We start from the raw sequence: 18,414 nt of genomic DNA, 5'->3' as shown, positions 1-18,414 counted from the left end.
AACTGACACTTTCCTTGCGGGATAATCGCCGGCGATCTGCTAGCATTTGGCAGTGACTGCATGGTGTGTGTTGCACCGTGTTCAACGGTCAGGTATCCGATGAGGTGGATGTTGTTAGATGACGATATTTTCGATATAGAACTGAAATTGTTGCTTGAGGGAATCTTGTTGAGATATCAGCACGATTTCCGCGATTATTCGGTGGCGTCGCTGCGCCGGCGCATGCGTCAGGCCATGGAGCGCTTCGGCTGCGCCAGCCTGTCGCAGTTGCAGGACCGCATCTTGCACGAGCCGGCCATGTTCGCGCAGATGCTGCAGTTTTTCACGGTGCAAGTGAGCGAGATGTTCCGAGATCCCGCGTATTTCCGCGCCTTGCGCGAAAAAGTCGTGCCCATCCTGCACACCTATCCTTCCATCAAGATCTGGGTGGCCGGCTGCAGCAGCGGCGAAGAGGTGTGGTCGCTGGCCATCTTGCTGGAAGAGGAAGGCTTGCTTGAACGTAGCATGATTTACGCGACCGACATCAATGTGGAAGCGCTGGCCGCCGCCGAAGCGGGCATCTACCCGATCGAGCGCATCGCCCAGTTCAGCGAGAATTACCAGTTGGCGGGCGGCAAGCGCTCGCTGTCCGACTATTACACGGCTGCCTACAAGGGCGCCATCTTTGAGCGGCGCTTGCGGCGCCAGTTCGTCTTCGCCGACCACAGCCTGGCGACGGACAGCGTGTTTTCGGAGGTGCACATGGTTTCCTGCCGTAACGTCATGATTTATTTCAATAAAGACTTGCAAGACCGCAGCCTGGGCCTGTTCCACGAAGCGCTGGTGAACCGGGGCTTCCTGGGCCTGGGCATGAAGGAAAGCCTGCATTTCAGCCGCCATGCGGCCAGCTTCAATGAGCTGAGCCCGGCTGAACGCATCTTCCAGCGTGCCTGACATGTTGCCGACCTGCGACGTCGCGCCACCGCCCGCGGGCTTGCGCCTGATCGCCATCGGCGCCTCGGCCGGCGGCGTGGAAGCGCTGGGCATCGTGCTGCGCGCCTTGCCCGCCACCTGCCGCGCGGCCGTGGTCGTGGTGCTGCACCTGGCGCCGGGCCGTTCGAGCCAGTTGCCGCAGCTGTATGCGGAACGTTGCCAGCTGCCCTTGCGCGAAGCGCAGGACAAGGAACCCTTGCAGGGCGGCACCGTGTATTTCGCGCCGCCCGATTACCATTTGCAAGTCGAACCCGATGGCAGCTTTTCCCTGTCGCAGGAAGCGCCCGTGTATTTTTCGCGTCCGTCCATCGATGTCTTGCTGGAAACAGCCGCGTACGCCTACCGGCGCGCCATGCTGGCCATCATCCTGACGGGCGCCTCGGCCGACGGCGCGGCGGGCCTGGCGCGCGTGCGGCAGCTGGGTGGTAGTGCCTGGGTGCAAGACCCGCAGCGGGCCAGTTGTGGCATCATGCCGGCCGCCGCGCTCAAGCGGGCCGGCGCCGACCGCGTGCTCGATTTGCCGCAGATGGCTGCCAGCCTGGCCTTGCTCGGCGATGGTGAACACAAGTGAATGGGAATGGTGTAGTGCGTGTAATATATGTGAGAATTGAAACAATGTTTATGTCCATATCGAAACACGATGGCATCTTGCCGTTGCGATGCCTGAAGATGATTCCGTGACCGCCCCTATCCATATCCTCGTCGTTGACGACATCGCGCAAAACCTGGTCGCCGCCGAAGCCGTGCTGGCGCGGCCCGGTATTGTCATCCTGAAGGCCGGCTCGGGCGCCGAGGCGCTGGAATTGCTGTTGACGCATGACGTGGCGCTGGCCCTCATCGACGTGCAGATGCCGCAGATGGATGGTTTCGAGCTGGCCGAGCTGATACGCGGCAGCGAGCGCACGCGCAGCATTCCCTTGATTTTTCTCACGGCCGCGTCGCGCGAACCGAGCTACAGTTTCCGTGGCTACGAGGCAGGCGCCGTCGATTTCCTGTACAAGCCCATCGACGTGAAAGCCTTGCAAAGCAAGGTGGCCGTGCTGGTCCAGCTGTACCAGCAGAAGCGCGAGTTGTCGGCCCAGCTCGACGAGCTCAAGCATGCCTTGCACCTGAATGAACTGTTCACGGCCGTGCTGGGCCACGACTTGCGCACGCCCCTGTCGGTGGTGATGAACGGCGCCATGCTGTTGCCGATGATGAGCGACCACCCGAAGGTGATCGTCACGGCGCAGCGCATCGAAAGCAGCGCCAAGCGCATGGCGCGCATGGTCGACCAGTTGCTGGACCTGGCGCGTATCCGTTCCGGCACGATGGAGTTGCGCAGCAGCACGCACGATTACCTGGCGCTGGCGCGCGCCATCGTCGAGGAATTCGAGACGGCCGGCCAGGCGCCCCTTGTCGAGCTCAGCAGTGTTGGCGAGCTGCACGGGCAATGCGACGCGGGCTTGCTGTCGCAAGTCATCTCGAATTTGCTATGCAACGCCCTCACGCATGGCGAGGCGGGCGCGCCGGTGCAGCTGGCCCTGGACGGACGCGACGCCGACAGCATTGAATTGCGCATCGCCAATCGCGGCGTCATTCCCGCCGCCTTGCTGCCGACCCTGTTCGAGCCGTTCCAGCAGGCAGGCGAAAAGCGCAGGACGGGGCAGGGCCTGGGGCTGGGCCTGTACACGGTGAACATGTTCGTCAAGGCCCATGGCGGCACGGTCGAGCTCAGTTCGACGGACGCGCAGGGCACGCTGGCGACGGTGCGCATCCCGCGCCAGTGCCAGGTGCGCGTGCAAGCGGGATTGGCCACATGAGCGCGCCAGCCTGGCCGCGCGGCGGCGGCAACATGGGCGAGCTGGTGCGCCAGCGCGACTGGTCCGCCACCGGCCTGGGCGCCCTCGATGGCTGGCCCGCCCATTTGCGCACCAGCGTCGACATCGTCCTCAATTCGCCGATGGCGATGGTGCTGATGTGGGGCCCGCAGCATGTGATGATTTACAACGACGACTACATCCAGATCGCCGGGGCGCGCCATCCGGCGGCGCTGGGAGGCACGGTGCCGGCCGTCTGGCCCGAAATCTGGGACTGGAACGCGCGCATCCTCGACGCGGGATTGCGCGGCGAGACGCAGGTGCACCGCGAGTGCTGCCTGCCGCTGTTGCGCGGCGGACAGCACGCGGATGTCTGTTTCGACCTGTTTTACACGCCCGTGCATGGCGCCGGCGGCCAGGTCGATGGCGTGCTGTGCACGGCGCTGGAATTGACGGCGCGCATGGAGGAGGGGCGCCAGCTGAAGCTGGCCACGGCCGAACTGGGCGAACTCAACACCACCTTGCAAGCCGAGGGCGAGGCCGTGCGCGCGGCCAACCGCCGCCTGGGCGAGGAACGCGCGCTGCTGCGCGCCCTGTTCCAGCAGGCGCCCAGCTTCATGGCCATGTTGCGCGGGCCGCAGCACGTGTTCGAATTGGCGAATGAACATTATCTGCGCCTGGTGGGACGCCCCGAACTTGAGTTGCTGGGCAAGACAGTCGAAGTGGCCTTGCCCGAAGTCAAGGCGCAAGGTTTCATCGCGCTGCTCGACCAGGTCTACCGCACGGGCGAACCTTACGAAGGGCGCCAGGTCAAAGTGGATTTGCAGACGGCGGACGGGCAGACGGGCCAGCGCCACATCGATTTCGTCTACCAGCCCATCAAGGATGACGAGGGCGCAGTCACGGGCATCCTCGTCGAAGGCATCGATGTCACCGAGCGCATGGAAGGCGAGGAGCGGTTGCGCCTGGCCCAGCAGGCGGGCGGCATCGGCACCTTCGAGTGGTTCCCCGAGACGGGCGCGATGCTGGTGTCGCCCACCTTCCGCCGCCTGTGGGGCATTGCCGACGAGACGGAAGTGACGGAGCGCCTGCTGGTGAGCCTGGTCGATGCGCGCGACCAGCAAAAGGTCGGACCGAGCAAGCTGGATCTGGCGCCCAATCCCCTCGAATACGTGGAATACCGCATCCGCCGTCCCGCCGATGGCGCGCTGCGCTGGATCGCGCGCCAGGGCGAGGTAGTGGCCGGCCGCGTGCCGGGCCAGCGCCGCTACGTGGGCGTGTCGTTCGACGTGACGGAGCGGCGCCAGATCGAGGATGAACTCAACGCCAGCCAGGAGCGCATGGCGGCCATTTTCGGCCAGGCTTCCGTGGGCTTGTCCGAGCTGGGCCTCGATGGCCGTTTCCAGCGTGTCAACGGCGCCCTGTGCCGCATGCTGGGACGTTCCGCCGAAGAACTGCTGAGCCTGAACATGAACGACATCATGCATCCGGCGGACGTGCCTGGTAACGGCGTGCTGTTCCAGCGCCTGGTGGAAACGGGCGAATCGTTCTCGCTGGAAAAGCGCTACCTGAAGCCCGATGGTTCGCAAGTGTGGGTGTCGAGCAATGTCAGCCGCCTGGTCGATGAGCAGGGTCATACGCGTTCCTTGATCGCCGTCAAGACGGACATCACGGACCGGCGCCGCGTGGAAAAGGCGCTGCATGAATTGAACGAAACGCTGGAACACCGGGTCGAACAGGAAGTGAATGAGCGCACCAAGGCCGAAGACGCCTTGCGCCAGGCGCAAAAGATGGAAGCCGTGGGCCAGTTGACGGGCGGCATCGCGCACGATTTCAATAATGTGCTGCAAATCATTTCCGGCAATTTGCATTTGTTGCAGCACCTGGCGGGCACGGATGGCCTCATGCGCCAGCGCCTGGACACGGCGATTGCCGCCGTCGAGCGGGGGGCCAAGCTGTCGTCGCACCTGCTGGCGTTTGCGCGGCGCCAGCCCTTGCAACCGGTGGTGGCCGACCTGACGCGCGTGGTGCGCAACATGGATGCGTTGCTGCGGCGCGCCCTGGGCGAAGCGATCGACATCGTGCTGGTGGGCGGCGGCGGACTGTGGAATACCCTGGTCGACCGCAGCCAGATCGAGAACGTCATCCTCAACCTGGCCATCAATGCGCGCGACGCCATGGATGGCGTGGGCAAGCTGACCATCGAACTGGGCAACGTCGTGCTCGACGAACAGTATGTGCACAACCTGGTCGACGTGCCGGCGGGCCAGTACGTGATGCTGTCGGTGACCGATACGGGCCGCGGCATGAGCGGGCCCGTGCTGCAGCGCGCCTTCGAACCGTTCTTCACGACCAAGCCGGAAGGCGCGGGCACGGGCCTGGGCTTGTCGATGGCGTACGGCTTTGTCACGCAAAGCCGTGGCCATATCCGCATCTACAGTGAACCTGGCGTGGGCACGGGAGTCAAAATCTATTTGCCCCGATCCCTGATGGCCGAAGCGGACGAGGAACTGGAGTTGAGCGGCGTCGTCACGGGGGGCACGGAAACGGTGCTGGTGGTGGAAGACGACGTGGGCGTGCGCACCACCGTGGTCGATATGCTGGGCGCGCTCGGTTACAAGGTGCTCAAGGCCGAGGATGGCGAAAGCGCGCTGGCCGTGCTGCACAGCGGTGCGCAGATCGATGTGCTGTTTACGGACGTGATCATGCCCGGTCCCGTCAGCAGCACGGAGATGGCGCGCCAGGCGCGCGAGTTGCAGCCCGATATCGCCGTCTTGTTTACCTCGGGCTACGCGCAGGATGTCATCGTGCACGAAGGCCGGCTCGATGCGGGGGTGGAGTTGCTCAGCAAGCCATACCGGCGCGAAGAGCTGGCGCGCAAGCTGCGCCATGTGCTGGCCAACCGCCAGCAGCAAATGCGCGCGCGCCAGTTCGAACGGTCCGGCGCGCCCGTGGCCGGCACGCTGGCAAGCGGCAGCACGGCGGCCAGCGTGCTGGGAGGCGGCACGCCCGGACTGGACTTGACGGGCCATGCGTTGGTGCCGCAGGGGGACATGCCGACTTCGATGAAGATACTCGTGGTGGAAGACAATCTCGATTCCCAGCTGATGGTGTGCGAGCTGGTGGGCATGCTGGGCCACACGGTCAGCGGCGTGTCCGATGGCGAGGCGGCGTGGGAGTTGCTCAACGAGCAAGACTTCGATATCCTGTTTACGGATGTCAGCCTGCCCGGCATGTCCGGCATCGCGCTGGCACGCATGGTGCTGCGCGATAAACCGGACATGCGCATCATCTTTTCCACCGGCTATGGCAAGGAATCGATGGATGAGCTGGGCTTTTCCGCCAGCGTCTTGCGCAAGCCCTATGATTTGATGGAGTTGCAAGCGGCACTCGACCAACCCTGACGGGCATGCGCCGGCACGGCCAGCCTGTCCCACCCTGCAGAGGTAAGGCATGACTCCTGAACTGACGATGCTCGCTTGTACCCTCGTGCTGGCGCTGGTGCAAATCCTGTTGCCCGCGCTGTTTCGCACGCGCGAGACGGGCACGGCGTATAACGTGAGCGCGCGCGACGGCGAAGGCCCGCCCGTGGGCAAGATCACGGGCCGCTTGCAGCGGGCTCAGGCGAACCTGTTCGAAACCCTGCCCCTGTTCGCCGCCGCCGTGCTGATCGCCCACGTGACGGCGCAGGAAAGCGCGCTGACCCTGTATGGCGCCGCCCTGTACCTGGCCGCGCGCGTGCTGTACTTGCCCCTGTATGCGTTTGGCGTGCCCGTCGTGCGCACGCTCGTGTGGTGCGTATCGATTGCCGGTTTGCTGATGCTGTTCTGGGCCATCCTCTTCGCTTCCTGAATTCCTTGCCGCTGGCGTTCCGCGGCCGCGCTCCCGAAGCGATGCGCGGCAAGTTCCGACGCCGCCGTTCTCCGGCCACCCCGGCGGCTGGCCGCGTGCGCTGCCTCGCTAACTGCTGAGTATCTGGTACTTTTGGTGGAAAACTGAAAGTAACTGCGCCACCACGGGCGGGACTCATCCTACATGCGCTCTTGGCATCCTCCTATTTCTTGCACCCCATGCGCGCACTAAGATGACGGTTCCCTTGCCATGCGAGGGGAAAGAATTGCATGGTTTGCACTGTTTCTGATTCCATCGATCAAGGAGATCATCATGGCCACATCGAGCGACAATAAACAGCAAGGTAGTAAAACCAGTAGCAGCAGTAGCGGCGGCAGCAAGCAAAGCGATACCAGCAAACGGGGTTTCGCTTCCATGGATCCCGCCCAGCAGCGCGAAATCGCCAGCGAAGGGGGACGTGCCGCGCATGAAAAGGGCACGGCGCATGAATTCACGTCGGAAGAGGCGCGCCGCGCAGGCAGCCAAAGCCACAAGAACGATGCCAGCCGGCAAAGCGCCTCCAGCTCCAGCGGCACGCGCGACAATGCCAGCATGAACCAAGAGGGCAACCGCGACAGTGGCAACAAGCAAAGCGGCGGCTCGGGTTCGGGTTCCGCGGGGTCGCGCAACAAGTAGCAGCAAGTGGTAATGAGCTGTAGCGGTGACCATGGCCAGCGGCAGGCACGCCGCTGGCCATGGCTGCATCTGTCCGGTCGCCGCAAAATTTTGATGCAATGCAGCAGGCATGGACTATGATGAAATAGCTGCGCTGGCAAGGTGCAATCGCCTGGCAATCGCCGCGCAGTCAACTCGCATTGATGATCAGGGAGAAGATAATGGGCAACGCGAACACGCCGCAACCGGGCAATAGCCAGGGCGGCACGCCATCCACGGCGGGCAGCAAGCAAAGCACGGCCGACTCGGCCGAAAACTTTGTACTGGTCGATAGCGAGCAAGGTCTCGATATCGGCGACGATCTGTTTTCCATCGGCGAAGTGCGGCGCGCCGACCGCTTGCCGCATCACCAGTCCGGCTCCGCCGGGCAAAGCCGGCAGAGCGCCGACGATGCGCCCGACACCACGGGCAGCACGGGCGTCTGAGGCCTGAGCTTCCCTTCCTGACTGTCTGATAATTTTCGCAGGGCCAGCCGCCGGGCGCGTTCGCGCACGGCGGCTGGCCGTTTCCCCTTGTACGCGGACAACGTCGCCTGCTTGCCGGCGCGGGTAAGACTGGCGACCGGGCTACAGGTCGACCCGTCCGTGTTTGCCCAGATCCTTTGGCGGTTCGCCCGTGATGGCGGCCTTGGCCATTTCATAGAATTGCATCATCTTGCTGGCGCTGCTATCCCAGTATTCGGCTGACTGTATCGTCACCTTGATCAGCGACAGCTTCGGATCGTCGACACCGCCAGGGAACCAGGCTTTTAGCAGCGGGTTCCACAATTCCTCCGCCTTGGCGCGGTCCTTCAGCAACTGCGCGTGACCGCAGACGGACACATACAGGCTGTCGCCCGTATCGACAAAGCTGACGTTGACTTGTGGATTGTTCAGCAAGTCGCGCGTGTAGGCGGCTTCGTCCGAGACAAAGAACCAGATGTGCCCTTCGCTGTCGACCTGCTGCTGCGTCAGTGGCCGGCTGGTGAGGGTGCGCATGTCATCGCTGGTGGTCAGCATGCCGAATTTGATGTCCTTGATCCTGGCCGCGATGCTGGCCAGTTGTTCGCTGGAATATGTTTGCATGGGTGCTCCCTTGATGGTTGTCCTGAACAACAGCATAGGCGGGCGCGGCAGGCGGCTCTGTACGGCAGCTTACGTAGTGGCGACTGCCTGCCTCGCGCCATGTTTCAAAGCTGTTACAAAACGCTGGCCCGGCGGGGCGCCCCATGTATTGACTTAATAAATGATAATCATTATCATTTGTTTGAAAATGAGGCATGAACTTTGATTGAAGGATGGGAATGAAGCACACTGACTTGTCGCGCCACCTGGCCCGCTCCTTGCCGGGAGCGCTCGATGGGTAATGCGGGCGCAGCAGACAAGGCCAAGAACAACGCCAGCCGCGCCGTCTGGCTGAAGAACTTGCATCAATGGCACTGGATCAGCTCAGCGCTTTGCCTGCTGGGCATGTTTCTGTTCGCCATTACCGGCATCACCTTGAACCACGCCGGCCAGATCGAAGCCAAGCCGTCGATCACGCGCCAGAAGGCGGCGTTGCCGGCCCCCCTCGTCACGCAACTGGCCGCGTATGCCGCCAAGCACGATGGCGCCAATGCGCCCATGCCGGCCGACGCCGAAGCCTGGCTCAAGCAGCAGTGGTCGCTCAATGCGGGCGGCCGTCCCGCCGAATGGTCGATCGACGAAGTCTACCTGCCGCTGCCCAAGGCGGGTGGCGACGCCTGGGTGCGCATCGGCCTGGAAGACGGGGCTGCCGAATACGAATTGACGGATCGGGGCTGGGTGTCCTGGCTCAACGATGTCCACAAGGGCCGCAACACGGGCGTGGCGTGGAGCTGGTTCATCGACATCTTTGCCGGCGCCTGCATCGTGTTTTGCCTGACGGGCTTATTGATTTTGAAGTTCCATGCGGCCAACCGGCCATTTACCTGGCCGATGGTTGGCCTCGGTATCTTGATACCCTGCGCGATCGCCTTGCTGTTTATTCACTGATCGTTTTTATTCTTACTTTTTTACAGGCACACCATGAAATTACGCTACACCCTGGCGCTTGGCCTTCCCCTGATCGGCACTTCGGCGATGGCGGCCGACCTGTCCCTCAAGATTGAACTCCCGCAATTGAACGTGGCGGAATACCACCGTCCCTACGTGGCGGCGTGGCTGGAAACGGCGGACCAGAAGGTGGTTGGCAACCTGGCCGTGCTGTATGACGTGAAAAAGAAAGACAAGGCCGGCGAGAAGTGGCTCAAGGACATGCGCCAATGGTGGCGCAAGAGCGGCCGCGACCTGGCCATGCCCGTGGACGGTGTCAGCGGCGCCACGCGTGCGCCGGGCGAACATACCTTGACCTTCCCAGGCGCCAAGGCCTTGCTCGACAAGTTGCCGGCGGGCGAATACCAGGTGGTGGTGGAAGCGGCGCGCGAAGCGGGCGGACGCGAACTGGTGCGCGTGCCGTTCCAGTGGCCGCTGAAATCGGCCCAGTCCGTGCCTGCCAAAGGCAAGGAAGAACTCGGTAATGTCGTCGTCCAACTCAAACCATAAGGCGCACCCCATGTTCAAGCAATTCAACAAACCCCTGATCGCCCTGGCCCTGGCTGGCCTGGCCATGAACGCCCACGCCCACCGCGGCTGGATGGTGCCATCGAGCACGATGGTGGAAAGCAAGGACGCCTGGGTGACGGTGGATGCCGCCGTCTCCGACGGCCTGTTCGAGATCGACCACCAGCCGCTGCGCCTGGACGCGCTGCAAGTCATCGGCCCGGACGGCGCCAAGGTCGCGCCGGCGAACACCCTCACAGGCCGTTTGCGCAGCGTTTTCGACGTGAAAATGGAAAAGCCGGGCACGTACAAGGCGGCCATCGTGTCGCAAAACGTGATGGGCAGCTACACCGTGAACGGCGAGCAGAAGCGTTTCCGCGGCAACGAGGAAACCTTCAAGAAAGACGTGCCGGCCGACGCGAAAGACGTGAAAATCACGCGCACGGCAGCGCGCCTGGAAACTTTCTTCAGCAATGGCGAAACCAGCACGGAAGTGTTCAAGCCGACGGGCGTGGGCCTGGAATTCGTGCCGGTGACGCACCCGAACGACTTGCGCGCGGGCGAGAAAGCCACCTGGCGTTTCTTGATCGACGGCAAGCCGGCGGCGAACCAGGCGTTCAGCCTGGTGCCAGGCGGCGTGCGCTATCGTGGCGTGCTGGGGGAAATCCGCCAGAGCACGGATGCCAAGGGCGAGATCACGTTCACCGTGCCGGCCGCCGGCATGTACTACCTGAGCAGCACCTGGCCAGCGGCCGCCCCAGCCGTGGCCGGCCAGCCGCCCGTGATGCCGGAGCGCCGCGCCACCTACGCGGCTTCCGTGGAAGTGCTGCCGCAGTAAGCGGCGGCATCTTCGCGAGCGAGAGCGCCGATGCGCCGGGTCCTGCTGCCGCAGCATATTTCCGATCAGGTCGCGCCGCCCGGCACCGCGATCCGGGACTTGCGCGGCCTGTCGATGGGCACCAGCTGGTCGGTGCGCTTGCTGGAGCCCGCCATGCCGGGACGCGCGGGCAGCGCCGACCTGCAGCAGGGCTTGCAGCAGCAGCTGGATCTTGTTGTAGCGCAAATGAGCCACTGGGACGAGGACTCGGACCTGGGCCGCTTCAACCGGGCAGAGCCCGGCAGCTGGCACAGCCTGCCCGCCGCCTTTTGCGAGGTGCTGGGCTTTGCCATGCACGTGTCGCAGGCGTCCGGCGGCGCGTATGACCCGTGCGCCGGTACCCTCGTCAACCTGTGGGGCTTCGGCCCCCGCAAGCGCTACGATGAGCCCGGCTTCCTGCCGCCGAAAGACGATACCGTGGCGCTGCTGCTGGCGCAGCGCCAGCGCCGCCGCCTGGAACTGGACTTGCCGGCCCGCCGCGCGCGCCAGCCGGGCGGCTTGCAGCTGGATTTGTCCGCCGTGGCCAAGGGCTATGGCGTGGACCGCCTGGCCCGCTACCTGGACAGCCAGGGCATCCAGCATTACCTGGTCGAAGTGGGCGGCGAGCTGCGCGGCGCCGGAAGCAAGCCCGACGGCCAGCCGTGGTGGGTGATGCTGGAACAGGTCGATGGCGCCGCCGATCGTGCCGATAATGCGCAGCATCCGCCGGAAATGCTGCTGGCGCTGCACGGCTTGTCCGTGGCGACGTCGGGCGATTACCGGCGTTTCTTCGAAGATGGCACGGTGCGTTTCTCGCACACCATCGATCCGCGCAGCGGCATGCCGATCGCCAATCAACTCGCTTCCGTCACCGTCGTGCACGCCGAATGCATGGCGGCCGATGCCTGGTCGACGGCCTTGACGGTGCTGGGCCCGGAAGCCGGCATGGCGCTGGCCGAAGAGCAGGGCCTGGCCGCGCGCTTCCTGCGGCGCGACGGCGATGGCTACCATGAAACGCTGAGCAGCCACATGCTGGCCATGCTCGACGAATGAACGATTGATTCCATGATTTTTACGCACGATACGACGCGGCTGGCCTTGCTGGCCGCCCTGTCCCTCAGTTATGCGGGCGTATGCCTGGCGCCCTGGCTGCGCGCGCGCGCCAAGCGCCGCGCGTCCGACGCCGCGAAGGCGGCGCTGGCCAACAGTCCCGCCTGGCTGGTGGCGTATGCGAGCCAGACGGGCAATGCCGAGGAACTGGCCACGCAAACGGCGCAAAGCCTGCAACTGGCCGGCATTCCCGTGCGCCTGTGCGCGCTGGCCGACCTCACGGCCATTGATCTGCAACAAGCGGAGCGGGCCTTGTTTTTGGTCAGCACGTATGGCGAAGGCGATGCGCCCGACAATGCGGCCGCCTTCATGGGCCGTTTGATGACGGGCGAACTGGCGCTGCCGCAATTGCACTACGCCGTGCTGGCCCTGGGCGACCGCAGCTATGGCCAGTTCTGCGGCTTCGGCCGCGCGCTCGATGCCTGGCTGGCGGAGCAGGGCGCCTCGCGCCTGTTCGAGCGCATCGAAGTCGACCGCAGCGCCAGCGCCACCATCGAGCAATGGTTCCAGCACCTGAGCCACCTGGCCGGCACCAGCGACGCGCCGGACTGGAGCGCGCCCGCATTCGGCGACTGGCGCCTGACACGTCGGCAGTTGCTCAATCCCGGCAGCGCCGGCGGCCCCATCTATCACGTGGAACTGGCGCCCGTGGCGGGCAGCCTGCCTGACTGGCAGTCGGGCGACCTGGTGCAGGTAGCCGCGCCGCTTGATCCTGCGCAACCGCGCGAATATTCGATCGCCTCGATTCCGCACGACGGCGGCGTGCATTTGCTGGTGCGCCAGCATGCGCATCCCGACGGCAGCCTGGGCCTGGCCTCGGGCTGGCTCACGGCGCAGGCCGCTGTCGGCGACGTGGTGCAACTGCGCTTGCGCCAGCACCGGCGTTTCCGCCTGGAAGACAATGCCCAGCGTCCCCTGATTTTAATTGGCAACGGCAGCGGCATCGCCGGCTTGCGCGGCCATTTGAAAAGCCGCGTGCTGGCAGGGCAACGGCGCAATTGGCTGATCTTTGGCGAACGCAACCTGGCTCACGATTTCCATTATCGCGAGGAAATTGAGCACTGGCATGCCAGCGGAGATTTGCCGCGCCTGGATCTGGCGTTTTCGCGCGACCAGGCCGAGCGGACCTATGTGCAGGACCGCTTGCGCGGCAATGCCGATGAAATCAAATTGTGGCTGCAGCAGGGCGCGGCCATCTACATTTGCGGCAGCCTGGCCGGCATGGCGGGCGGCGTCGACCAGGCCCTGCAAGACATGCTGGGCCGGCCCGCGCTCGACGCGCTGGCAGCCGAAGGGCGCTACCGGCGCGACGTCTACTGAGTTGTTGACGCCGCCAGCGCGTTCGCGCACACACGGCTATCATGATTGTTTTATCCGCCGAGGAGATACATCATGAGCGACAGTATTTACGACATTCCCTTGCGCCGCATCAATGGCGAACCCACCAGCCTGGATGCCTATCGCGGCAAGGTCGTGCTGGTGGTCAATGTCGCCTCCGCCTGCGGCTTGACGCCGCAGTACGAAGGACTGGAAAAGCTCTACGCCGACAAGCAGGCCGAAGGCCTGGTGGTGGCCGGTTTTCCCGCGAATGAATTCGGCGCGCAGGAGCCGGGCAGCAATGCCGAGATCGCCGATTTCTGCCGCGGCACCTTCGGCGTGCAATTTCCCATGTTTGAAAAGATCGTCGTCAAGGGGCCGGGCCAGCATCCGCTGTACCAGCGCCTGGTGCAAGAGCAGCCGCGGGCGCAGGAAAAGCCGGGCAGCGATTTCCGCGCCAAGCTGGCCGGCTACGGCATCACGCAGGAGCAGCCCGGCGACGTGCTGTGGAATTTCGAGAAGTTCTTGATCAGCAAGGACGGCAAGGTGGTGGGGCGTTTTGCGCCCGACACCACGGTCGATGATGCGCTCTTGCGCGAGGCGATCGCGCGCGAGTTGCAGGCCTAGGTTTAGGCCTGGCTCAGTCGGCGGCGTCCAGCGCGGCCGGCTCCATCTCGCCACTGACTTCCTGCAAGCCCCGTGCCAGGCTGGAGATGCTGGGGTTGTCGATGAAGACGCAGCGCTTGCCCGTGCGCTTGCAATAATCCTTCACGCGCCAGTAGGCGCTGTGGCTGATGCAGCCCGTCTGGCAAATCACCAGGTCGGCCGCCGCCAGGCTCGAATCGAGCAGGTTGGCATTGTCTTCCAGGCCGCCGTCGTGGTGGGCGAATTGCGCGCCGACCCGCTCGATCAGGGCGCGGTAGGTGGCGACATTGCCGCTGCGCCCGCCCACGCACAGCACGCTTTGATCGACGAGGCGGATCGGCATTTTCAGCTTGCCGCCCGTCGGCACTTCCAGCTTCGGCGCCGGTGGCGGCACGGCCGCGGCCGGACGTGGCTGGGCTTGCTTCAAATCCGCGATTTGCTGGCGCAATTCCTTTTCGCGCTCATCCATTTGCGCCAGGCGCTCGACCAGGCGCGTGCGCGATTCCAGCGCCGGGATGGCCGCCTGCAATTGCGCCAGTTCCGCGCGCAAGCCGTCGATCACGCTATCCTTGCCGATCGCCTCGGCACGCGTGCGCAGCAGCACGGCTTCCTGGCGTTCCAGTTCGCCCGTTTTTTCCATCAGTGCGGCCTGGCTGCGCTGTTGCAGCTTGGCCAGTTCGTGCGTCAGGCGCGCATTTTCTTCCTGCAAGGCCGTAAACTTGCCCATGTCGGCGCGCACGCAGGCGCCGGCCTGGTGCTGGATCATGTGCAAGTCTCTGCACATCTGCTCTTCCAGCTCGGCGTCGCAGCGCGGGTGCGTCAGGCCGGCCCAGAAAGCGCCCGACACGTCGCCGTTGGCGACGGCCGTGCGCCACAGCTCGGCCACTTGCTCCGTCGTCTTGGCGCCGCGAAAGCGCAGGATCACGGGGGCGTAGCGGCGTTCGAGTTCCTTTTGCAGCGCTTCGGACAGGCGGTTGCGCGCGCCGCACTCCGTCACGGCACCCACGTGCACTTCGTAATCGTCGGCCAGCACGCGCCCGCCCGTCATCTTGCCCACCAGCTTGCGCAGGTATCCCAGGGGCAAGCCCACGCCGACCAGCGGGCAATGACAGGTATGCGACAGTTCCCACAGCCGGCGGCGGCGTGAAGCGAGCGCGGCCGGTTCGGCCCCGCCGCTGGAACAATTGCTGATGACGGGCAGGGACTGGTCTTTGTCACACATGGCGATATCCTGTTGGGCGATGGGGGATGGAAAAGAAATTATTGCGGCAGGGGCGAGGCGGGGCGCTTGGCGCTCAGCATGCGCGCCAGGCGCTCAAGCCAGCTGGTCCTGGGCGGTGCGGGCCGGTGCAGCGCCACGAGGGCAGCCCATTGCTGCGACAGTTGCTGGCAGGTCGCTTGCAGCACGGGGCCCAGGCCGGGCGAGTTCGACAGCACTTGCAGATGGCGTTCGATGACACCCGCCAGTTTCTCGCAGGGACTGCCCGCATGGTAGTGCGACATCAGGTGCAGCACGGCCGACAGCAGCAGTTCAGGCTGTTGGCCTTGCGGAGGAGGAAACATCGGGGAAGGTCGGTCGTTCGCCATCAAACACTCCTGTGCGGTGGTTTGGCTGGCTGCGCGCACGGGGCGCGACTGGCTGGCGAGTGTGGTGACTGGCTGCCGTGCTGCTTCAGGCAGTCAGGATCAGCTTGTTCAATTGGGTGACGCGCAGGCGATAGATCTTGCCGCTGTGCTCAATCTCCACTTCGCGGCCCTGCTGCAGCAGCGCTTCGCTGGTGATGCGGCGCGCCGGCTGGGCCATGCTGACGGGAGGACGGACGTGGGCGGTAGCGGCATCCTGGATCAAGGCTGGTTTTGAGCTTTGCATGTTGGGCTTTCTTTGTCTCAGTTGAGAATGATTCGTATTTGCATTATTGTTGAATGTGGCCCGAAAAGCAAGGCTTATTTGTGCGGAATCCGCGCTTTTTTACGGTGGGACGGCAGCGTGGGAACGAGTGCTGCGCAAAGGCGGCCGCTGGCGCGGCGCGGAAGTGGGCGGCAGCAAAAAAGACCCGGCAAGGCAGTGCGCCTTGGCCGGGTCAAGCCTGTGCCAAGCTTGAGGAAATCGGGATGAAGCTAGATGGTGGCCAGCAATTGCGCCGAGGCGCTGGCGGCCGCGCTGGTATCGGCCTTGAGCTTGGCGGCGGCCAGCTGCTTGGCGCGCGAACGCGACGGCGGCAGGCGGCGCAGGGTTTTCAGGGCGTCCGGATCCTTGATGCCGATGGTGCGCTGGTCAACCGTGATCAGGCCGATTTCATTGAAGGCGGACAAGGTGCGGCTGACCGTTTCCAGGGTCAGGCCCAGGTAGCTGCCGATTTCATGGCGCGTCATGCGCAGGTTGAACAGCTTGCTCGAGTAGCCCATCTGCGCAAAGCGGTCGGCCAGCGAGACGAGGAAGCGCGCCACGCGGGCTTCGGCGCTGAGGGCGCCCAGCATGCCGATCATGGCTTGCTCGCGCACCAGTTCGCGGCTCATCACGCCGTACATGACATTTTCCAGTTCCAGGTGGACACGGCCCAGCGCCGTGAGTTTCTTGAACGGCAGCAGGATCAGGTCGCAGTCGGACAGGGCCACCGCTTCCGAGGAATAGTGGCGCGAGTGGATGCCGTCGACGCCCAGCATGTCGCCCTTCATGGGAAAGCTGAGCACCTGCTCATTGCCGAACTCATCGATGAGCACGGTTTTCAGGAAGCCCGAATTGACGATGTACAGGGTGTCGAACGGCTGGCCGATCGTGTGCACGCGCTGGCCCGTCTTGAATTGCACGTGCTGGAACAGCAGTTCGTCGGCGGCGATGGTGCAGGCGCTGGAGATATGCAGCAGGTCGCACACCTCCTTCAGGTTCGACCAGAGCCGGCCCTGGCGCTGGCGTCCCGCTTCCATCGGAGCGGAGGGGGCCAGCGATGGTGAGGCGGCGCGGGTGTCGGGCATTTGCGTGGACAGCATGTTCATCTCCTGGTGACAGGTAGTTCAGAGTTGAATGACGGGGCGCACGGGACGGCGGGCAGGCGTGGGCCGGCGGCGCGCGTTCGGGCAGGTAATGCTCAATTCGCTGAAGACTTGCTGTGTGATGAAATAACTTTCCAGCAACTTGATTACTGGTTTCAGTATGCCAACAAGCGTATGCAATTAATATCAGCAGTGGCTGAATATGGCAGTAGGAGCTGTGGTAGATGAAGTAGGATTGTTCCTACAGTCGACGCGCGGGCGCGCGCCGCCGTATTCAGGTCTTGAAGGGGGAGAGCAGGCGGTGCGCCACGGCATACTGGACCATTTCAGACAGCGAACTCATGCCCATCTTTTGCATGATGCGTGTCTTGTGCGTACTCACCGTCTTGACGCTCAGATGCAGGTTGTTGGCAATTTCCGTGATCGACTTGCCTGCCACCAGCAGGGAAAAGACTTCGAATTCGCGGTCCGACAACTGTTTATGCAGCAAGCTTTCATTCGGCATCATGATGTTGAGCACGAGCTGCTCCGCCACCTCGGCGCTGATATAGGGACGTCCCGACGCCACCTTGTGGATGGCGCCCACGAGCTGGGTGCCCGCGCTTTCCTTGGTCAGATAGCCTTGCGCGCCGGCGCGGATGGCGCGCACCGCATACTGCTCTTCCTCGTGCATGGTGAGGATCAGGATGGACAGCTTGGGCGCCTCGCTGCGGATTTGCCGGATCAGGTCGACGCCGCTGCGGCCCGGCATCGACAGGTCGAGCAGCAACAGGTCGAAGCCGCCCTGGCGCACATGGTTGAGTACTTCAAAACCGTCGATGGCTTCACCCACGATGTCGATATCCGGCGCGCCGTCAAGGATGCGCTTCAATCCTTCACGCATGATGGTGTGGTCGTCGGCAATCACAATACGTATCATAGGCGGGCAATCTGGTGGCGTGTAATCTGCTCTGTCCGTCACCGGACAATCAAATGTTGAGAAACGAGAAACGTTGTCATTTTAACCGAAGCGGCCGCACTGTGCCTTTTCTTGAGCTGTGCCGGTGCGACGGCCCCCGTGGCCATGTGACCCCTTATTTTGTCGGGGGTTCCTTGATCAGCCTGTGCACCAACACGGGCAATTTCGAGTGCGACAGCACCTTGTTGGTCACGCTGCCCAGCAGCAACTGACCCCAGCCGCTGCGGCCATGCGAACCCATGAAAATCAGGTCGCATTGCTGCAATTGCGCCACTTCCACGATTTTCAGGGCGGGGCTGTCGGAAAAGGCCGTCAATCCCGTCGCTTGCAAGCCCCGCTTGGCAGCCGCGTCGAGCACGGGTTGCCAGTGGTCGGCGCCCGCCTTGCGCATGGCGACGCGGTATTCCTCTTCGCTGGGATAGCTCGGCGGAATGATTTCTATGTACACCGGGTACTGGTACTCGGGCGCCACATACACGGCAAGGATGTCGGCGTGCATTTGTTCGGCAAAGGCAACGCCGGCACAGGCCGTCAAGTTGGAGACGGTTGAGCCGTCCGTGGCGATCAGAATTTTCTTATACATGGCAGGTCCTTTGGCAGTGACTCAGCGCGCGCAACGCCTCTTATTGTAGACGTGGCGGCAGCATTGTATTCATGTAAAGA

General features: G+C 63.8%; 20 protein-coding genes. 13 read left to right on the top strand and 7 right to left on the bottom strand.

Annotated elements, in window-relative coordinates; all coding sequences use genetic code 11:
- Positions 1–99: 99 nt before the first annotated feature.
- The 7 genes from VPH40_RS09380 (at position 100) to VPH40_RS09350 (ending at position 7,762) form a co-directional block, all read left to right on the top strand.
- Positions 100–933 carry a CheR family methyltransferase gene (locus tag VPH40_RS09380; RefSeq protein WP_034783398.1) on the top strand — a complete coding sequence of 278 codons (834 nt, stop codon included), beginning with the start codon at positions 100–102 and terminating at the stop codon, positions 931–933.
- Position 934: 1 nt separating this feature from the next.
- The gene (locus VPH40_RS09375) at positions 935–1,543 is read left to right on the top strand and encodes a chemotaxis protein CheB (RefSeq protein ID WP_289911048.1); all 609 of its coding nucleotides are present in this window, start codon (positions 935–937) and stop codon (positions 1,541–1,543) included.
- A gap of 106 nt (positions 1,544–1,649) precedes the next feature.
- Positions 1,650–2,774 carry a hybrid sensor histidine kinase/response regulator gene (locus VPH40_RS09370; RefSeq protein WP_099668411.1) on the top strand — a complete coding sequence of 375 codons (1,125 nt, stop codon included), beginning with the start codon at positions 1,650–1,652 and terminating at the stop codon, positions 2,772–2,774.
- On the top strand, positions 2,771–6,175 hold the full coding sequence (locus VPH40_RS09365) for a hybrid sensor histidine kinase/response regulator (protein WP_328573270.1): 3,405 nt from the start codon (positions 2,771–2,773) through the stop codon (positions 6,173–6,175). The genes VPH40_RS09370 and VPH40_RS09365 overlap by 4 nt, the downstream gene beginning before the upstream one ends.
- Before the next feature lie 49 nt (positions 6,176–6,224).
- A complete protein-coding gene (locus VPH40_RS09360) occupies positions 6,225–6,623 on the top strand; it encodes an MAPEG family protein (protein ID WP_099666977.1) in 399 nt (132 codons plus the stop codon).
- Between the two features lie 312 nt (positions 6,624–6,935).
- A complete protein-coding gene (locus tag VPH40_RS09355; protein WP_328573269.1) occupies positions 6,936–7,298 on the top strand; it encodes a KGG domain-containing protein in 363 nt (120 codons plus the stop codon).
- A 200-nt stretch (positions 7,299–7,498) separates the two neighbouring features.
- Complete coding sequence (locus VPH40_RS09350) at positions 7,499–7,762, top strand: hypothetical protein (RefSeq protein WP_077407571.1); 264 nt, start codon at positions 7,499–7,501, stop codon at positions 7,760–7,762.
- Positions 7,763–7,903: 141 nt separating this feature from the next.
- Here VPH40_RS09350 and VPH40_RS09345 read toward each other — a convergent pair whose 3' ends face one another.
- Positions 7,904–8,401: a pyridoxamine 5'-phosphate oxidase family protein gene (locus tag VPH40_RS09345; RefSeq protein WP_328573268.1), complete on the bottom strand. Its 498-nt coding sequence runs from the start codon at positions 8,399–8,401 to the stop codon at positions 7,904–7,906.
- A gap of 273 nt (positions 8,402–8,674) precedes the next feature.
- Here VPH40_RS09345 and VPH40_RS09340 point away from each other — a divergent pair, with 273 nt between their 5' ends.
- From VPH40_RS09340 to VPH40_RS09315, 6 genes are all read left to right on the top strand, one after another.
- Positions 8,675–9,328: a PepSY-associated TM helix domain-containing protein gene (locus VPH40_RS09340; protein ID WP_328573267.1), complete on the top strand. Its 654-nt coding sequence runs from the start codon at positions 8,675–8,677 to the stop codon at positions 9,326–9,328.
- A 33-nt stretch (positions 9,329–9,361) separates the two neighbouring features.
- On the top strand, positions 9,362–9,877 hold the full coding sequence (locus VPH40_RS09335) for a DUF2271 domain-containing protein (RefSeq protein WP_328573266.1): 516 nt from the start codon (positions 9,362–9,364) through the stop codon (positions 9,875–9,877).
- Between the two features lie 10 nt (positions 9,878–9,887).
- Complete coding sequence (locus tag VPH40_RS09330) at positions 9,888–10,712, top strand: DUF4198 domain-containing protein (RefSeq protein ID WP_099666981.1); 825 nt, start codon at positions 9,888–9,890, stop codon at positions 10,710–10,712.
- Positions 10,713–10,742: 30 nt separating this feature from the next.
- The gene (locus VPH40_RS09325) at positions 10,743–11,783 is read left to right on the top strand and encodes an FAD:protein FMN transferase (RefSeq protein WP_328573265.1); all 1,041 of its coding nucleotides are present in this window, start codon (positions 10,743–10,745) and stop codon (positions 11,781–11,783) included.
- Positions 11,784–11,795: 12 nt separating this feature from the next.
- Positions 11,796–13,160, top strand: coding sequence for a sulfite reductase subunit alpha (locus tag VPH40_RS09320; RefSeq protein WP_328573264.1), 1,365 nt, complete (start codon positions 11,796–11,798; stop codon positions 13,158–13,160).
- A 72-nt stretch (positions 13,161–13,232) separates the two neighbouring features.
- Positions 13,233–13,784 (top strand): glutathione peroxidase, encoded by a 552-nt coding sequence (locus VPH40_RS09315; RefSeq protein ID WP_289904062.1) that lies wholly within the window; start codon positions 13,233–13,235, stop codon positions 13,782–13,784.
- A gap of 13 nt (positions 13,785–13,797) precedes the next feature.
- Here the strand turns inward: VPH40_RS09315 and VPH40_RS09310 are convergent, their stop codons facing one another.
- The 6 genes from VPH40_RS09310 to VPH40_RS09285 form a co-directional block, all read right to left on the bottom strand.
- A complete protein-coding gene (locus VPH40_RS09310) occupies positions 13,798–15,024 on the bottom strand; it encodes a DUF2325 domain-containing protein (protein WP_328573263.1) in 1,227 nt (408 codons plus the stop codon).
- A gap of 38 nt (positions 15,025–15,062) precedes the next feature.
- The gene (locus tag VPH40_RS09305; protein ID WP_251350423.1) at positions 15,063–15,389 is read right to left on the bottom strand and encodes a hypothetical protein; all 327 of its coding nucleotides are present in this window, start codon (positions 15,387–15,389) and stop codon (positions 15,063–15,065) included.
- An 85-nt stretch (positions 15,390–15,474) separates the two neighbouring features.
- Complete coding sequence (gene hemP / locus VPH40_RS09300) at positions 15,475–15,672, bottom strand: hemin uptake protein HemP (protein WP_034750559.1); 198 nt, start codon at positions 15,670–15,672, stop codon at positions 15,475–15,477.
- A gap of 248 nt (positions 15,673–15,920) precedes the next feature.
- A complete protein-coding gene (locus VPH40_RS09295; protein ID WP_328573353.1) occupies positions 15,921–16,727 on the bottom strand; it encodes a Crp/Fnr family transcriptional regulator in 807 nt (268 codons plus the stop codon).
- Positions 16,728–17,067: 340 nt separating this feature from the next.
- Positions 17,068–17,712, bottom strand: coding sequence for a response regulator (locus VPH40_RS09290; RefSeq protein WP_034783426.1), 645 nt, complete (start codon positions 17,710–17,712; stop codon positions 17,068–17,070).
- 154 nt (positions 17,713–17,866) lie between these two features.
- Entirely contained in the window at positions 17,867–18,334 is a 468-nt protein-coding gene (locus VPH40_RS09285; protein WP_099666987.1) for a universal stress protein, read from the bottom strand.
- Positions 18,335–18,414: the final 80 nt, after the last annotated feature.

The organism is Janthinobacterium sp. P210005 (assembly GCF_036231865.1).
GTDB lineage: Bacteria > Pseudomonadota > Gammaproteobacteria > Burkholderiales > Burkholderiaceae_D > Janthinobacterium > Janthinobacterium kumbetense.
This window is presented reverse-complemented; position numbering and strand designations above follow the sequence as displayed.

Bases quoted from the DNA above. Each gene is read 5' to 3' on its own strand.
- VPH40_RS09380 (WP_034783398.1), top strand. From the start codon at position 100: ATGAGGTGGATGTTGTTAGATGACGATATTTTCGATATAGAACTGAAA.
- VPH40_RS09375 (WP_289911048.1), top strand. From the start codon at position 935: ATGTTGCCGACCTGCGACGTCGCGCCACCGCCCGCGGGCTTGCGCCTG.
- VPH40_RS09365 (WP_328573270.1), top strand. From the start codon at position 2,771: ATGAGCGCGCCAGCCTGGCCGCGCGGCGGCGGCAACATGGGCGAGCTG.
- VPH40_RS09360 (WP_099666977.1), top strand. From the start codon at position 6,225: ATGACTCCTGAACTGACGATGCTCGCTTGTACCCTCGTGCTGGCGCTG.
- VPH40_RS09355 (WP_328573269.1), top strand. From the start codon at position 6,936: ATGGCCACATCGAGCGACAATAAACAGCAAGGTAGTAAAACCAGTAGC.
- VPH40_RS09350 (WP_077407571.1), top strand. From the start codon at position 7,499: ATGGGCAACGCGAACACGCCGCAACCGGGCAATAGCCAGGGCGGCACG.
- VPH40_RS09345 (WP_328573268.1), bottom strand. From the start codon at position 8,401: ATGCAAACATATTCCAGCGAACAACTGGCCAGCATCGCGGCCAGGATC.
- VPH40_RS09340 (WP_328573267.1), top strand. From the start codon at position 8,675: ATGGGTAATGCGGGCGCAGCAGACAAGGCCAAGAACAACGCCAGCCGC.
- VPH40_RS09335 (WP_328573266.1), top strand. From the start codon at position 9,362: ATGAAATTACGCTACACCCTGGCGCTTGGCCTTCCCCTGATCGGCACT.
- VPH40_RS09330 (WP_099666981.1), top strand. From the start codon at position 9,888: ATGTTCAAGCAATTCAACAAACCCCTGATCGCCCTGGCCCTGGCTGGC.
- VPH40_RS09325 (WP_328573265.1), top strand. From the start codon at position 10,743: ATGCGCCGGGTCCTGCTGCCGCAGCATATTTCCGATCAGGTCGCGCCG.
- VPH40_RS09320 (WP_328573264.1), top strand. From the start codon at position 11,796: ATGATTTTTACGCACGATACGACGCGGCTGGCCTTGCTGGCCGCCCTG.
- VPH40_RS09315 (WP_289904062.1), top strand. From the start codon at position 13,233: ATGAGCGACAGTATTTACGACATTCCCTTGCGCCGCATCAATGGCGAA.
- VPH40_RS09310 (WP_328573263.1), bottom strand. From the start codon at position 15,024: ATGTGTGACAAAGACCAGTCCCTGCCCGTCATCAGCAATTGTTCCAGC.
- VPH40_RS09305 (WP_251350423.1), bottom strand. From the start codon at position 15,389: ATGGCGAACGACCGACCTTCCCCGATGTTTCCTCCTCCGCAAGGCCAA.
- hemP (WP_034750559.1), bottom strand. From the start codon at position 15,672: ATGCAAAGCTCAAAACCAGCCTTGATCCAGGATGCCGCTACCGCCCAC.
- VPH40_RS09295 (WP_328573353.1), bottom strand. From the start codon at position 16,727: ATGGAAGCGGGACGCCAGCGCCAGGGCCGGCTCTGGTCGAACCTGAAG.
- VPH40_RS09290 (WP_034783426.1), bottom strand. From the start codon at position 17,712: ATGATACGTATTGTGATTGCCGACGACCACACCATCATGCGTGAAGGA.
- VPH40_RS09285 (WP_099666987.1), bottom strand. From the start codon at position 18,334: ATGTATAAGAAAATTCTGATCGCCACGGACGGCTCAACCGTCTCCAAC.